The organism is Bacillus cereus group sp. BfR-BA-01381, assembly GCF_022663555.1.
Lineage (GTDB): Bacteria > Bacillota > Bacilli > Bacillales > Bacillaceae_G > Bacillus_A > Bacillus_A pacificus.
Window position 1 is genome coordinate 37,255 of sequence record NZ_JAKUFR010000031.1, and the last position, 15,509, is coordinate 52,763.

A 15,509-nucleotide genomic window follows, 5' to 3' on the forward strand; every position below is an offset into this window, starting at 1 on the left:
ACTATTTAAGAGTTTGTTAGTTTAATAGGGAAAATTATACGATAAAGGGAGGCAAGTTAACACGGGACAAGCATATAAAAAACGTGTTAAAAAATTTATGAAAAAAGTTATTTCTAATGTGTTAGCAGTGACAGTCGCGCTTCAAGTAGTGATGGCTCCAGCAACTTCGTTTGCATCTACAAAAGAATTTCCAGACGTTCCAAAAAATCATTGGGCACTTGAAGCAATTACTGATTTAACGTCAAAAGGAATTATTGCAGGTTACGATAATGGTAAATTCGGCTTCGGAGATGTTGTAACTCGTGAGCAAGTAGCAGCATTAATGTATCGCGCATTAAAACCAGAAGCAAAAAGTGATTACAAAAATCCATACTCTGATATTAGTGCAGGAACGACAATGTTCCCAAAGGAAATTTTAGCATTAACAGATATGGGGATTTTTGTAGGTGATGATAAAGGAACGTTTAGACCGAAAGAATCATTAACCCGTGCTGAAATGTCTGTTATTTTGCAAAGAGCATTTAAATTAGAAGTAAAAGCACCACATACATTTAACGATATAGATGCATCATATTGGTGGGCAAAAGAAGCAATTAGTGCATTGCAATCTAATGGTGTGTCAATAGGGAATGAGCTTGGAGGATTTGATCCATCAGGTGTATTAACACGTGAAAGCTATGCACAATTGTTATATAGAGCGATGCAAATTAAAAAGGATGTTCCTGCTGAACAGCCTTCATATATTAATCTAGATGTGACATTACCATCTAACGTAACAGCGCAAGAGATTGATAATTATATTCAAAGATTCCATCCAGATAGCCCGTTAGTTGGAATTGGACAAGACTTTATTAAAGCGCAAAATGAGTATGGTGTGAATGCACTATACTTAGCTGCACATGCAATCTTAGAATCTGGTTACGGTAAATCAGAAATTGCATATCGTAAACATAATTTATTTGGTTTAAGAGCATATGATCGTGATCCATTTGCATATGCAAAATATTTACCGTCATACGGACTAAGTATTTCATATAACGCTGATTATGTAAAAAAGAACTACTTAGAAGATGGTGCAAGATATTTCAAAGGTTACACATTACCAGCAATGAATGTTATGTATTCAACAGATACAGCATGGGCTGGGAAAATCGCTAATATCATGGAACGCATTAAGCCTTTTAATAAAGCGGATTACCAAAATGCAAAACGACTACCGAAAAACCCTAATACATTAAATGTAGAAGTATTAAGTGAAGCGATTCCTTATACAGATTATGCAAAAGATGCAAAAGCTACTGTCCAATCGGTAGGATCTTACTATCAAGTGCCATTCCCGTTTAACAATCCAATTAAGAGTGTACCAAATGTGACACAAAATGAAGTTGGAAAATTAGAAAATGGTACAAAAGTAAATGTATATCGTGAAGATCCAAATGGCTGGGTAGAATTTTCATTTGAAAATGCTCAAGAAAAATATTGGACATTGAAGAAGAACTTAAAATTATAAATAAAAAGGTGTTTTCATTTATGAAAACACCTTTTTATTTATATTCATCAAGTAATATTCCATAGTATGTAATATCCATAGGTTCACCAGATTTTACAACATGCTGTTTAAACGTTCCTTCATGTTTCATTCCGATTTTCTCCATAATTCGCCATGAACCAGGATTATTTGTAAAAGCTGCAGCGAATATTTTATTTAAATGCAGCTCGTTGAATCCATAGTGTAGTAGTGCTTTCGATGCTTCGGTACCAAATCCATTTCCCCAATAAGGCTTTCCAACCCAATAGGCCAGTTCCCCACGTTTATGAATATGATTTAAATTTAAATTAATTACACCTATTAATTCTTTATTATTCTTATCTATTATAGAAAAAATCACAACTTTTTTATCGATCTCTGCTTGTAGCATATGTGTAATGAAATCTTTTGCAGAGCCTTTTGGATATGGGTGTGGAATAGATAGGGTTGTTTTAGCAACATCATAATCGCCAGCTAATTTTTCGATTACTAGAGCGTCATATAATTGTAATGAGCGTAGTATGAGTCTTTCTGTCTCAATTGTTTTCATATATTATCTCCTTTATGTTTTTGATAATATTACCATAAATTTGATAATTTCATATATAATTAGATTGAATATTATTAAAAATAAAACATTTTATTAGGAGGATTTAATCCTTCGAAAAGAGGAGAGAGGTATGCAAGGAGAAATACCAACAGAGAAAAAATTAAGCTATATCGGTAAATTGCTATTGCCAGTTAAAGCGTCACCACATTTTAAATTTTTGTGGATTGGGCAATTGCTTTCGACTTTAGGTAGTTCGATAACGATGGTTATTTTGCCAGTCGTTGTGTATTCATTAACTGGTTCAACAGTTGTAATGGGAATGACTATGGCAATGTACATGCTTCCTAATATTCTTGCGTTACCGTTTGCTGGATTAGTAGTAGATCGAATGGATCGGGTGAAAGTAATGTTATTTACAGATATAATTCGCTGCATATTAATGCTATTACTTGCAACACTTATATTTATGGATGTTTTAACAATTCCACTTCTATATGTACTTGTAGCATTATATGGACTTATGGAAGGCATATTTCAGCCAGCGTATGCGGCTGTAAGAGCGAAAGTATTTGTACCAGAAATTCGAAATGCAGCTAATGCATTAACGCAAATGAGTAATCAAGGTATACGACTAATTGGACCGGCTCTTGGAGGATTAATCGTTTCAGTTGCATCTGCTGGAATAGGATTTGGACTAGATGCAGTAACGTATTTGTTATCATTTTTATGTTTATTATTTTTAAGAGAAATAAAGTTTAAAAAGGTAAAACCTATTGAAAAGAAAAAAGTCGACTATAAAAAAGAGTTTATGGAAGGTGTTTTTGTTTTAAAAAGTCATCCGTGGTTATGGATTACAATTTTAGTCTTTTCTTTCATCAATATTTGTTATGCAGGAATTATCGTCGTATTAATTCCATGGTTATTTAATGTTCATCATCATTTTGAAGCATATGTGTATGGATTAGGAATGGCATCCTCTGGTGTTGGAGCTGTAGTTGCTGCGCTAATATTCGGCGGGAAAGAGCGTTGGCATAAGCGAGGATTACTTGCCTATGGTGGTGTTTTAATAAGTGGTTGTGCACTTTTAATAATGCCGTTCATTACTTGGGCACCTGTTTTAATTGTATTAATGGCAATTGAAGGTTTCGGTATGATGATATTTGGACTCATTTGGGAAACGAGTTTACAAGAGCTCGTGCCAGAAGAAGCATTCGGAAGAGTGGCAAGCCTTGATATGTTAGGTTCATTTGCTTTATTGCCACTAGGTTACGTAGTTGTAGGGTGGTTAGCTACTGTCATAGGTGGCGAGATAACGATTATAACACTAGCTATTTTAGTACTTGTAACAATTGGAGTAGCATTATGTGTGCCGAGTATTCGAAGATTTGATTGATGATATAAGGGGAGGGGGAACGATTTATATGATTATAGAAGATTTGAAAGATATAGTCGCAAAGGAATGGGACAACCAATATACTTTGCAGGAAAAGATCGTTGAAGCAAAAAATTTCACAGTCTATATTGCTACCCATAGAGAAAATAAGCTAGCATATAATCAACTAGTATTAATAAAACATTTTTTTAACGAAAAGCCTTCCGTGCATATTTGGCATAAGAAAATTAGCACCGATGCAACAAAACTGGACATCACAAAAGAAGTGACAGAAGCAATTCAATCTGGTTTTGTAAATGAAGAGTAAGCCCTAATCAAATTAGGGCTTACTCTTCATTAAATACAAATGTTTGTTTCATTTTTTTACTTTCATTTACTGGATGGCCGTTGTAAGAAAAGTTCTTTTCTTCCCAAGTAATCACAACTTTAAAATTATGGCTATTAAAGTCTAATGGGAATACCATGTAGTCAAAGCTTGTATGACTTTTAGAAATATTTTCATTAGGTGTAGTAGGTTTAAAGGTAGCTTTAGAGGTAGGATTGTTATCAAGTATTTCCACGGATACGTTTGATACATCATGACCGATGTTTTTTACGAGTAAACTATATGTATCAAATACACCTTGTTTTGGCTGGATTGCTTGCTTGTTTACGTTATGAGATTTATCAATTTCGATATACCATTGTTTAGACTTTGATGCAATTGGTAGTGATTGAAATGTGTATGCACTAGCTTGTATTGGTAGTGCTAAGCATATAAGCGTAAAGAGAGTTAATATTTTTTGTTTCATTTTTTCAGAGCTCCCATTCTTTAATGGATTTGTTCATTATTTTCTTCTCTTTTTGAGATAATATACCATACGGTTTAGGGAGAGGATATATTGAAAGAACTCGTAAGTATGGGAAGCAGTATTTTTCTACAATTATTATTTTTGTATATATTTATTTTGGGGATGTTTTTAGATTTGAATCCATGTAATGCAGTAATTGTGTATATAAGTATTGGGGTACTAAGCCTTATCGTTGGAATGGATTTAGTTACGAATAATCAAGTCACTCTTATTGTTATAAGGGGGATACTTTTGTTATAAAAAGAATATACTAAAAATTCTATATAAAATATTTATTTAATTTGGTTAAATATGCTAGAATAAATTGAAAACGTTTTCTTATATAGGAATAGGAAAGCATTTTCTGTAAAGGGGAGGGGATAGGAATGATTACATTTTTAGTATCAATCGTCGTATTGATAATTGGTTATTTTACATACGGAAAGTTTATTGAAAAGATATTTGGAGTCAATTACAAAAGAAAGACGCCGGCCTATGTGAACCAAGATGGCGTAGATTATGTGCCTATGGATAGGCGAAAGAATTCTATGATTCAATTATTAAATATTGCAGGTACTGGACCTATATTTGGGCCAATATTAGGTGCTTTATATGGACCGGTTGCATTTGTTTGGATCGTAATAGGGGCTATTTTTGCAGGTGCTGTTCATGATTATCTTACAGGGATGATTTCTATTCGAAATAAAGGGGCGCATATTCCTGAATTAGCAGGGAAGTTTTTAGGAAATGCAATGAGACACATTGTAAATGTTTTTTCACTGTTGCTTTTAGTATTAGTAGGAACTGTGTTTATTACAACACCAGCATCATTACTTGATATCGTATTACAAGGGAAAGTGTCAATCACTATTATCCTAACTGTTATTTTTGTATATTACATTTTGTCTACGATCTTGCCAATTGATAAAATTATTGGGAAGATTTATCCGGTATTAGGTGCATTATTGCTAATAAGTGCTATTGGTATAGGGGGAATGATGATAATAAAAGGTTCTCCTATCCCAGAATTAACGTTTGAAAATATGCATCCAGATAATGCACCGATTTTTCCACTATTAATGCTGACAATTACATGTGGTGCTTTATCCGGGTTTCATGCAACACAATCACCAATTATTTCAAGAACACTTCAAACTGAAAAACACGGCCGATATGTATTTTTCGGCATGATGATTGCAGAAGCAATTATTGCGATGATCTGGGCAGCGGCGGCGATGAGTATTTTCTCATATGGTGAATTAAATGAGTTAATTAAATCTGGTACACCAGCTGCGGTTGTAAGTGAAATCTCAAAGACAATGTTAGGGGCTGTCGGCGGAACGATTGCTGTTATCGGAGTAATTGTACTACCAATTACATCTGGTGATACTGCATTTCGTGCGGCACGTTCTATCATTGCGGACTATTTCAATTTTAATCAAACGAAATTGAAAAACCGCTTAATTATTGCAATTCCATTGTTTGTTATTGCATACGGTTTAACGAAAATTGATTTCACACTATTATGGAGATATTTCTCTTGGGCTAACCAATCGACTGCAGCAATTGCGTTATGGATTGGAACGATGTATTTATTTATAAAAGGAAAACCGTATGTTGTTTCCTTAATTCCGGCGATATTTATGACGCTCATGACTGTCATTTACATTTTAAATGCAAAAATTGGTTTTAATATTCCGTTAAACATATCTTATATGGTAGGTGCGGTTATTACCGTTATATTAACTGCTGTATTCTTTATAAAAGCTGTGAAAAATAAAAATGAGAATATTGAAGTAGATGTGCAATTAGAGAAGGAAGCTGTGTAGAAATTTTTCTACACAGTTTTTTTCTAATGTAGAAAATTTCCAATAATATGTTAAAATAACATTGTCATACAACAAGGGGGATTTGTTTTATGGAAAATGGAGTTCTTGCTAAAGTAGATGTAACGAAAAGAATTGAATCGAAATCTAAGTACAATAAGAAACTTGAAAAATATCAAAGGCGCTTATTAGCGTTGCAGCAAATAGTAAAAGAAGAAAAAATCGCAGTTATGCTCGTTATGGAAGGCTGGGATGCGGCAGGAAAAGGCGGAGCGATTAAACGAGTGACAGAGCACCTTGATCCGCGTGGGTTTCAAGTAAATCCAATTGGAGCACCAGCACCTCATGAAAAGCGGTACCATTACTTGCGACGTTTCTGGCGGAAAATACCTCAGTACGGGCAAATTACTATTTTCGATCGCTCGTGGTACGGCCGCGTGTTAGTTGAGCGTGTTGAAGGGTTTGCTACAAAGGAAGAGTGGATGAGAGCGTATGGTGAGATTAATGATTTTGAAAAACTACTAACAGATGATCATTATATAATCGGGAAGTTCTTCTATCATATTAGTAAAGATGAGCAATTAAAGAGGTTTAAAGATAGAGAGAACAATCCTTTAAAAAGATGGAAAATTACAGATGAAGATTGGCGTAACCGTGAAAAATGGGACGAGTATGTTGAGGCAATGGAAGACATGTTTGAAAAAACAAATAAGCCCAATGCAAAATGGCAAATAATCGCGAGCAACGATAAATTATACGCACGTTTGAAAACGTTGAAAGTGATTATTTCGTTAATTGAGGATTATTTTGTAGAGCATGGTATAGAATTGCCTTCTTATTATTATGAAATGAAAGAAGGTAAGACGGAAGACTTTGAAACGAATCAAGATGTAGTTGTAAAATAGTACAAGGTTTATATATGAAATATAAAGTAGAGATACCCTGTAATTTGGAACAACAAAATTACAGGGTATTTTTTATTTAGAAACATTTTACAATTAACAGAATAAGGTATATAATCAATAATCATATTAACATTGTTAATATGATTATTGATTATATACTGTGTGGGGGTCTTATTGTGAAGGGAAGAGATGTTGTTTTAGGCTTACTAATGGAAAAAGAATTGTCTGGTTATGATATTAAAATTGTGTTTGAAGACGTATTTACTCATTTCTTTGATGGAAGTTTTGGAATGATCTATCCAACGTTACGTCAGTTGGAAAAAGAGGGGAAAATAAAAAAAGAAGTTGTTATGCAAGAAGGGAAACCAAATAAGAAAATGTACTTTATTACAGATGAGGGGCGTGAAGAGTTTTATCAATACATGCAAACGGATGTAGAGAAAGATGTTTTACGTTCAGACTTTTTAATGAGGATGTATTTCGGTAATTATAGCGATGATCAGGCGATAAAAAGATGGATTAAGGACGAGATTGAAAGGAAAGAAGCATACATTGCGGATCTACGTCTGAAATATGAAAAGTGGAGAGAAGGTATTACTTTTGTTGAGGAAATTTCACTCGATGTAGGTATCGCATCGTATAGTGCTCAAGTTGAGACATTGAAAAGAAAACTAGAACAATTAGAAACAAAAAAACAATAAAACAGAAGAATGAAAAACAAGTTCACAATAAATAAAGGGTGGATGAATATGGAGCAATCAAAGGGGATTAAGATTGTCTTTTTAATGTGTTTAGGTATATTTCTTTGTATGATTGATACGACTATTATGAATATAGCTTTACCAGCGATACAAACGAGTGTAAATACTTCATTGGAAAAGATGTCTTGGGTATTAAATGTTTATACAATGACAATAGCAGTACTTGCTATTCCGCTAGGGCGGATAGCTGATATCTTTGGAAAAGCAAAGATGTATATTCTTGGTCTGGTGATTTTTGGTGGCGGGTCAGTACTGTGTGCTTTTGCTAATACGGGAGATTTTCTTATCTTTTCTCGCTTTATACAAAGTGTAGGGGCAGCGATTTTATTTCCAACTAGTATGGTAATTGGTGTATCAGCAATGCCATTAGCTAAGAGGCATGTTGCACTTGCAATTTTAGGCGTAACACAAGGTCTGTCAGCTGCGATGGGACCAGTAATAGGTGGAGTTATTACACAAAATTTCGGTTGGAGATGGGTGTTCTTCGTAAATGTTCCAATTTGTATTCTTGGAATCATTTTATGCTGCACTATGTTAAAAATAAAAAATGAAGAACGTATTATCTCAAAAATAGATTGGGTAGGACTACTATTAAGTAGCTTAGCAATTTTCTCTTTTACTCTCATATTAGTAAAAGGAAATACATGGGGATGGCAAAGTAATATAGCTTTGTCTTGTTATGTACTTAGTACTATTTCTCTTATTCTATTTGTTCTAGTAGAACGAAAGATTCATAATCCGATGGTGAATTTAAATTTATTTAAAGATCGAATGTTTGTCGGAGCATCTATCGTTGTCATATTAAGTAATGTATTTTTAATTGGAGTTACTGTATTACTTCCAACATTCTTAACGAAAATACAAGGGCGAACGGAAATTGAAGCAGCTTTTTTAGTGACACCTATTTCAGCAATGATATTTTTTGTCTCACCAGCTGCAGCAACTTTAATTAAAAAACTCGGAAAAGTAACTATTATTTTATCAGGCTTTCTTGTTATGGGCTTATCTTATTATTGGTTGCAAATGATTGATGTTAATTCAACAAATATAGAAATTATTATTCCATGTATGATATTGGGTGTTGGGTATGGTTTAGTAGTAGGTCCAATTACAGTTTTAAGTGCTTCTTCGTTTGAAGGGGAATTATTAACTGCTTCTCAAAGTGTTGTGTCAATGTTGCGGCAAGTAGGTATTGTTTTAGCGGTCGCAATATTTGTATCTAACTTAACTCACAACTTAACTGTAAATAAAGAGAATGTATATCGTTATGCAGAAGAAAAGGTGCGTAATATTCATGTGAGTAGTGTCGAGCAAGCTGAGATATTACAAGTAACAAAAGAAAAAATAGAGAATCAAAGTATAGAAACGAATGTAGAAAAGCATCAAAATGAAAAATTTGTAGGGTTAAATAAAGAGAAAAAAGACGAATTAATTCACCAAAAAGTAGATGAAGTATTAAATGCTGTTCCAGTAGAATATAGAGATATAAAAAGAGAAGAAGTTATGAATCAAGTGACAAATGAAGTTGAAAAACAAGAAGAAAGTATAAAGAAAGAAGTACGTGCATTTTCGAACGATGTGAATCATTATGCTAAGAATCAGATGGCTATGAGTTTTACAGATTTATATAAAGCGAGTGTGCCAATTATTTTACTCTTTGCTTTAGTGAGTTTGTTATTTTGGGAAGGAAAGGCTTTGAGTAAAAAGAGAGGAGAAAGAGTTGTAGGGGGAGTGTAAGGGAAATAATCTAAAGGTGAGTTATACTCAAATGATGGAATGCTAGTTGTGAAAAAATTAGTATAATTATTATAGGAACCCTTCGGTAATGAGTGAAACGTAAACCGTGGGGTTCTTTACATGTATAAATACATTTCAGCATTATAAATTTGGGGATTTTGTTGTTCTATAGTACATTAACAAGGGGGATTAGTTTTATCCCGCTTTAATGGGCAGTAAGACCCCCACCGATTAAAGTTTCACTTTATAGAGAGGGTGAGGAAATGATTAATACAGCCAATGTTTCAATAAATAATCGTATGTATACAGAAGAAGAGCAGCAAAAATTATATAAACGAACATTACTAATCATAAGTATTTCACAAATGTTCGGCGGAGCAGGGTTGGCTGCTGGGATTACAGTAGGTGCACTTCTTGCACAACAAATGCTTGGGACAGATGCATATGCAGGATTACCAGCTGCTATGTTTACAATGGGATCGGCGGTAGCGGCTTTCTTTGTCGGGAAGTTATCGCAAAAACACGGTCGCCGCATAGGGCTTGCAGCAGGTTTTATAGTAGGGGGACTAGGGGCTATTGGAGTTGTATTGTCAGCTGTAATAAATAGTATTATTCTTTTACTAGTTTCTTTACTCATATACGGTGCAGGTACGGCTACGAATTTACAAGCGCGTTATGCTGGAACGGATTTAGCGAATAAGAAGCAAAGAGCAACTGCCATTAGTATTACTATGGTAATGACAACTTTTGGTGCAGTCGCAGGTCCGAATTTAGTAGGTGTAATGGGAAGGTTTGCTCATTCAATTGGAATTCCTGAACTTGCTGGTCCGTTCATATTATCAGCAGCTGCATTTATACTGGCGGGTCTTGTACTATTTGTTATGCTTCGTCCCGATCCGTTACTTATTGCTAATATGATAGAATCATATAAACAAGAACATACATATAAAGGGCAAGCAGTAACAGAGGAAGTGAAAGAAAATAAAAGAGGCATTACGGTTGGAGCTATCGTAATGATACTTACTCAAATCGTGATGGTTGCAATTATGACGATGACTCCAGTTCACATGGGACACCACGGTCACGCTTTAAGTGCAGTAGGTCTTGTAATTGGTTTTCATGTCGGTGCAATGTATCTTCCGTCTCTTTTTACGGGAATGCTAATTGACAAAATTGGAAGAACTACGATGAGTATAGCTGGTGGAGTAATTTTACTAGCAGCAGGTGTCATAGCGGCGATAGCGCCAAGTGATTCTTTAATACTATTAATTGTTGCTTTGTCATTACTTGGATTAGGATGGAACCTCGGTTTAATAAGTGGTACGGCTCAAATTGTTGATGCAACTATCCCTTCCACACGTGCAAAGACACAAGGGAAAATAGATGTGTTTATTGCGCTAGCTGGAGCTTCAGGTGGAGCGATGTCAGGAATGGTAGTGGCGAATTCAAGTTATGCGGCATTATCATTAGCTGGAGGGGGGGTAGCTTTCATGCTTATTCCTGTTGTGATATGGTCCCGAAAAGGATAACGAAATTGAAGTGAGGTTCTAGTTACTAACTAGAACCTCTTTTTATAAACTTAAATTAAATCCCACTTCACAATAAGCCCTAAATGCGTAAGACCACCGCCAAATCCGTATAGTAAAAGTGTGTCTCCGTTACTTAATTTTCCTTCTTTTCTAGCTAAATCTAGTGCGAGTGGAATAGAGACGGAAGATGTATTCCCCATAAATTCCACACTCGTTAATGTTTTTTGTATTGGAATTTGAGATTTTTCACAAATAGATTCGATCATTCGTAAATTAGCACTATGAGGAATGAACCAGTCTATATCATCCTTTTGCATATTTGCGGTATGTAATAGTTCTTTTATCCCTGTTGGCACCGTGCGTGTTGCCCATTTATATACTTCTCTTCCATTTTGCACGATTTTTTCATTTGTTTGCAGTGGTGTACCATTCATAGTTGTAGATAAGTTTGTTCTGTATAGATGAATTCCGCCGTCACCATTTGTGCCCATATGAGCAGCAATAAAGCTCGATTTGTTTTTATCTCTTTCTAATAAAATAGCGCCAGCACCATCGCCAAATAAAATGCAGGTCGTTCTATCGATGTAATCAGTAACTTTTGATAATGTCTCTGTCGCTATGACAAGTACTTTTTTATGTGATCCAGAAGTAATCAAGCTATTACCGACGTGCAAGCCATATGTGAAACCAGCGCAAGTGGCATTTAAATCAAATGCTATTGTATGAGGTATGTTGAAGTATTGTTGTATTTGGCAAGCAACACTAGGGAAAACGTAATCAGCAGTAGTAGTAGCAACAATGATACAGTCGACATCTTCTAAGTTTTTCTTATATGTTGTACATAAATTTTCAATTGCTTTAATGGCTAAGTGTGAGGAGTATTCGTCTTCGCTAGCAATCCTTCTTTCCTTCATTCCTGTTCTTTGTACAATCCATTCATCATTCGTATCGATCATTTTTTCTAAATCATGATTAGAGAGTATTTGATTTGGAACATGAGTACCAATTGCAGTAATACGAGATTTAGAATTCATAGGAACAGCTCCTAACTTTATTTTGTAACCTGATACTAATATCAGGTTATAAAAATGTCAATATAGATTTTTGGTGTATTGAACGACTTAGCTTACTATGAAGGAATTTAGCGAGTGTTGTAAAAAATAATATATGAGAAGTTTTTAAAATTGATAATGAAGTGAGTTGAGCTCCTTGAAAACAGTTTTACGCATGTTGCCTGTTGTCATTATTTGTAGCTTTATTCTTATTATTTTTTCAGAGAAATCTTATGCTTGTGATTGTATTAACGTATCAGCAGAAGAGGCCTTTCAAAAAAACGATGTAGTGTTTGAGGGAAAAGTAATTGAGGTTGGAAGGAAAGAAGGGGTTGGAATTGAAGTATTATTTGAAGTGAAGAAAATTTGGAAAGGGACAAATTCTTCGCAAATTATTGTATATACAAATGGTGGTGATTGTGTATTTCACTTTGTGGAAGGAGGAGAGTACTTAGTATATTCTTCTCAAAGAGGATTGGAAAAACAATTACACACAAATAGTTGTAGTAGAACGAAGAGATTAGATGAGGCAGGGGCGGACAAAGTAACTTTAAGTCAAATTGCAAAAGAATCTGTTCCGACCAAGAAAGTCGATTTAAAAGGTGGCATGTTGAATGGTTTAAGCTGGTGGCAAGTTGTTACTCTTTCTGTAGGTCTGTTACTGATAGTAGCTCTTGTGATTTTTATTGTAAGAAAAAAGCGCAAAAAATGACGATTAAAGTAAAAATACAAAGATTTTCTTTCAGTTTCTATAGGTGGTTTAACCTTGTGAAAGCGAATTACTTATGCTACACTTTATGTAACTTAAAATGAACGGAGGGGCTTCCTTTGATCTTAATCAGATTACGTCTCAATACTTTGTGCCAATAATTGAATAGCGCTCAAAGGCTCTGTCTGTGTGCAGAGTGAACGGGATTGGTCTGCCTATTTTAAAGGAACCCTTTATTAAGCTTATATGTGAAAAAGAGGGAGGGACGAATACGCCCTCTTTTTGTTTTGCCTTTATAAATAGAATGGGATCGTATAGGTGAACACTTATTGTGGATACGTATATGATCTTGGGGCTTTTTGACTATGAGATAGGATGAAAGTACAGCTTTCTCCTGTTTCTTTGGTGAACCCTTATCCGTTTACGAAAACACAGGCAGTTACCTGTGTTTTTTATTTTACGTAATCGAAATGGAGGAATAAATATATGGAAGAATTATTACAAAGAGCAGTTTTAGTTGGGGTAAATTTAGGTAATGAAGATGACTTTGCGTATTCGATGGAAGAGTTAACGAATCTTGCAGAAGCTTGTGATGTAGAGGTAATTGGCCAAGTGACGCAAAATTTACAACGTGTAAATCCATCTCACTATATTGGAAAAGGAAAGATTGAAGAAGTAGCAGCCTATGTAAATGAAGTAGATGCGAATATGGTCATCTTTAATGACGAATTATCTCCTTCACAAATTCGAAATTTGGAAGCGGATTTAGATTGTAAAGTAATTGACCGTACCATATTAATTTTAGATATTTTTGCGCAACGTGCGAAAACGAAAGAAGCGCAGTTGCAAGTAGAGGTGGCCCATCTTCAGTATATGATGCCTCGTTTAATCGGTCTTCGCGAATCGTTAGGAAGACAGAGCGGCGGTGTTGGTACGAAAAATAAAGGTGTCGGTGAGAAGAAATTAGAGTTGGATCGTCGTAAAATTGAAGAACAAATCTCAGTTTTAAATAAAGATTTAGAAGCTCTTGTTGCGCAGCGTCAAACGCAGCGAAAGCAACGTAAGAAAAATGAAATTCCTGTTGTAGCATTAGTAGGTTATACGAACGCAGGAAAATCAACGACGATGAATGCGATGCTTGAAATTTATAATGGGACAGAAGAAAAACAAGTATTTGAAAAAGATATGTTATTCGCGACGTTAGAAACATCGGTGCGAAATATTGATTTACCAGATAATAAATCATTCTTATTAACAGATACAGTTGGATTTGTAAGTAAATTACCGCATCATCTTGTGAAAGCATTCCGTTCAACGTTAGAAGAAGTAGCGGAAGCAGACTTACTTATTCATGTTGTAGATTATGCAAATCCAAATTATGAACAGTTAATTGATATTACAAATGAAACGTTAAAGAAAATTGGAGTAGAAAATATTCCAACAATCTATGCTTATAACAAATCAGATATGGTAGATGTCGAAATTCCGAAAGTACAAGAAGACCGTGTTTATTTATCGGCGAAGAAACATGTTGGAATAAAAGAGCTTGTCGAAATGATTCGCTCACACATTTATAAAGAGTATACGAAGTGTGAAATGTTAATTCCGTATGATCAAGGACAGGTGGTTTCTTATTTCAATACTCATGCGCACGTTCTATCTACGAGTTATGAAAACGAAGGTACGAAACTAGAAGTGGAATGTAAGACGAGCGATTACGAAAAATATAAGCGTTTTGCAATTTAATAAAGAAGGCGATCCTAAAATGTTTTAGGATCGCCTTTTTCTTATTCTGTAATAGAGGCCCATTTATAAGAATAAATTCCTGCAAATGGACGAACAACAACACCTTTTACTGTTGGACGTTCTAAATATACAAGTCCTGATTGGAAGATTGGAGCGATAGCTGCACCATCTTCAAGTAAGATTTTCTCGGCATCTTGGAACGCTTTCCAACGTGCTGGTAAGTCAGTTACTAAAGTAGAGCTCGTTTTCTCAATTAATTCGTCGTATTGTTTGTTTGAGTAACTCATCTTATTAAACGGTCCGTCTGTGACGAACATATTTAAAAATGTTGTAGGATCAGGATAATCTGGTCCCCAAGTAGAAAGTGAGATTTCAAAATCGCCATTTCCTTCACGATCTAAAAATGCTTTTACTGGAAGTGGTTGTAATGTGATTTTTAATCCGGGTAAGTTTTTCTCCAGTTCACCTTTTAAAAACTCACTAATTTTTTTATCGTTAGACTCATCTGTTGTTATGATTGAAAGAGAAGCGTTTTGTAAGTTTGTTTCTTTTTTCGCAGTTTCCCATAGTGTTTTAGCTTCTTTCACATTTGTTTCTACTTTTACATTACTTGTACTGCGAAAATCTTTATTGTCAGGTCCTTTTACGAATCCTTTTGGAACGAATGCATTCGCAGGTATAGAACCATTGTTTAAAATCGTTGTTGCGATTCCTTGTTTATCAAAAGCAAGCGAAATAGCTTTACGAGCATTTTTGTTTGCTAACAAAGGGTTCTTTTGACTAAATCGGAAAAACGTCACAGAAGGACGTTCCATTTTCTTTAAGCTCGGATCTTTTTGATATTTATCAACAAACTCTGAATTAATCGTAATTCGGTCTACTTGTTTACTTTCAAATAAATTAACAGCTGTTGAAGTATCTTTTACGATATTTACATTAATTT

14 protein-coding genes and 1 pseudogene are annotated in these 15,509 nt (G+C 34.7%); 11 read left to right on the plus strand and 4 right to left on the minus strand.

Annotated features, from left to right (window positions below):
- Positions 1-97 precede the first annotated feature (97 nt).
- The gene (locus MR079_RS13060; protein WP_139867807.1) at positions 98-1,510 is read left to right on the plus strand and encodes an S-layer homology domain-containing protein; all 1,413 of its coding nucleotides are present in this window, start codon (positions 98-100) and stop codon (positions 1,508-1,510) included.
- 34 nt (positions 1,511-1,544) lie between these two features.
- Here MR079_RS13060 and MR079_RS13065 read toward each other — a convergent pair whose 3' ends face one another.
- Positions 1,545-2,078, minus strand: a complete 534-nt coding sequence (locus MR079_RS13065; RefSeq protein ID WP_242294097.1) for a GNAT family N-acetyltransferase — start codon at positions 2,076-2,078, stop codon at positions 1,545-1,547.
- A gap of 130 nt (positions 2,079-2,208) precedes the next feature.
- On the opposite strand from MR079_RS13065, the gene MR079_RS13070 reads away from it, so the two are divergent.
- Together MR079_RS13070 and MR079_RS13075 are read left to right on the plus strand one after the other, a co-directional pair.
- Positions 2,209-3,471: an MFS transporter gene (locus MR079_RS13070; RefSeq protein WP_242294098.1), complete on the plus strand. Its 1,263-nt coding sequence runs from the start codon at positions 2,209-2,211 to the stop codon at positions 3,469-3,471.
- Positions 3,472-3,499: 28 nt separating this feature from the next.
- Positions 3,500-3,778, plus strand: a complete 279-nt coding sequence (locus tag MR079_RS13075) for a hypothetical protein (protein WP_242294099.1) — start codon at positions 3,500-3,502, stop codon at positions 3,776-3,778.
- Between the two features lie 19 nt (positions 3,779-3,797).
- On the opposite strand, the gene MR079_RS13080 is transcribed toward MR079_RS13075, so the two are convergent.
- Positions 3,798-4,262 (minus strand): hypothetical protein, encoded by a 465-nt coding sequence (locus MR079_RS13080; RefSeq protein ID WP_139867800.1) that lies wholly within the window; start codon positions 4,260-4,262, stop codon positions 3,798-3,800.
- 90 nt (positions 4,263-4,352) lie between these two features.
- Between MR079_RS13080 and MR079_RS13085 the strand changes: the two genes are divergently transcribed.
- The 6 genes and pseudogenes from MR079_RS13085 to MR079_RS13110 all read left to right on the plus strand — a co-directional run bounded on the left by MR079_RS13085 (position 4,353) and on the right by MR079_RS13110 (position 11,059).
- Positions 4,353-4,562: a hypothetical protein gene (locus MR079_RS13085; RefSeq protein WP_242294100.1), complete on the plus strand. Its 210-nt coding sequence runs from the start codon at positions 4,353-4,355 to the stop codon at positions 4,560-4,562.
- Between the two features lie 125 nt (positions 4,563-4,687).
- A complete protein-coding gene (locus tag MR079_RS13090) occupies positions 4,688-6,130 on the plus strand; it encodes a carbon starvation CstA family protein (protein WP_139867795.1) in 1,443 nt (480 codons plus the stop codon).
- A gap of 89 nt (positions 6,131-6,219) precedes the next feature.
- The gene (locus tag MR079_RS13095; RefSeq protein WP_242294101.1) at positions 6,220-7,032 is read left to right on the plus strand and encodes a polyphosphate kinase 2 family protein; all 813 of its coding nucleotides are present in this window, start codon (positions 6,220-6,222) and stop codon (positions 7,030-7,032) included.
- Between the two features lie 176 nt (positions 7,033-7,208).
- A pseudogene (locus tag MR079_RS13100) lies at positions 7,209-7,746 on the plus strand (PadR family transcriptional regulator).
- 35 nt (positions 7,747-7,781) lie between these two features.
- On the plus strand, positions 7,782-9,530 hold the full coding sequence (locus tag MR079_RS13105; RefSeq protein WP_139867792.1) for an MFS transporter: 1,749 nt from the start codon (positions 7,782-7,784) through the stop codon (positions 9,528-9,530).
- 263 nt (positions 9,531-9,793) lie between these two features.
- Complete coding sequence (locus tag MR079_RS13110; RefSeq protein WP_242294102.1) at positions 9,794-11,059, plus strand: MFS transporter; 1,266 nt, start codon at positions 9,794-9,796, stop codon at positions 11,057-11,059.
- A 50-nt stretch (positions 11,060-11,109) separates the two neighbouring features.
- Here MR079_RS13110 and MR079_RS13115 read toward each other — a convergent pair whose 3' ends face one another.
- The gene (locus tag MR079_RS13115) at positions 11,110-12,093 is read right to left on the minus strand and encodes a ketoacyl-ACP synthase III (protein WP_242294103.1); all 984 of its coding nucleotides are present in this window, start codon (positions 12,091-12,093) and stop codon (positions 11,110-11,112) included.
- 175 nt (positions 12,094-12,268) lie between these two features.
- On the opposite strand from MR079_RS13115, the gene MR079_RS13120 reads away from it, so the two are divergent.
- Both MR079_RS13120 and hflX read left to right on the plus strand, forming a co-directional pair.
- Positions 12,269-12,823 carry a cobalamin biosynthesis protein CbiN gene (locus tag MR079_RS13120; protein WP_242294104.1) on the plus strand — a complete coding sequence of 185 codons (555 nt, stop codon included), beginning with the start codon at positions 12,269-12,271 and terminating at the stop codon, positions 12,821-12,823.
- Between the two features lie 483 nt (positions 12,824-13,306).
- The gene (gene hflX, locus MR079_RS13125) at positions 13,307-14,566 is read left to right on the plus strand and encodes a GTPase HflX (protein ID WP_000391879.1); all 1,260 of its coding nucleotides are present in this window, start codon (positions 13,307-13,309) and stop codon (positions 14,564-14,566) included.
- A 41-nt stretch (positions 14,567-14,607) separates the two neighbouring features.
- Here hflX and MR079_RS13130 read toward each other — a convergent pair.
- On the minus strand, positions 14,608-15,509 hold a 902-nt coding region (locus MR079_RS13130), incomplete at its 5' end, for a peptide ABC transporter substrate-binding protein (protein WP_242294105.1).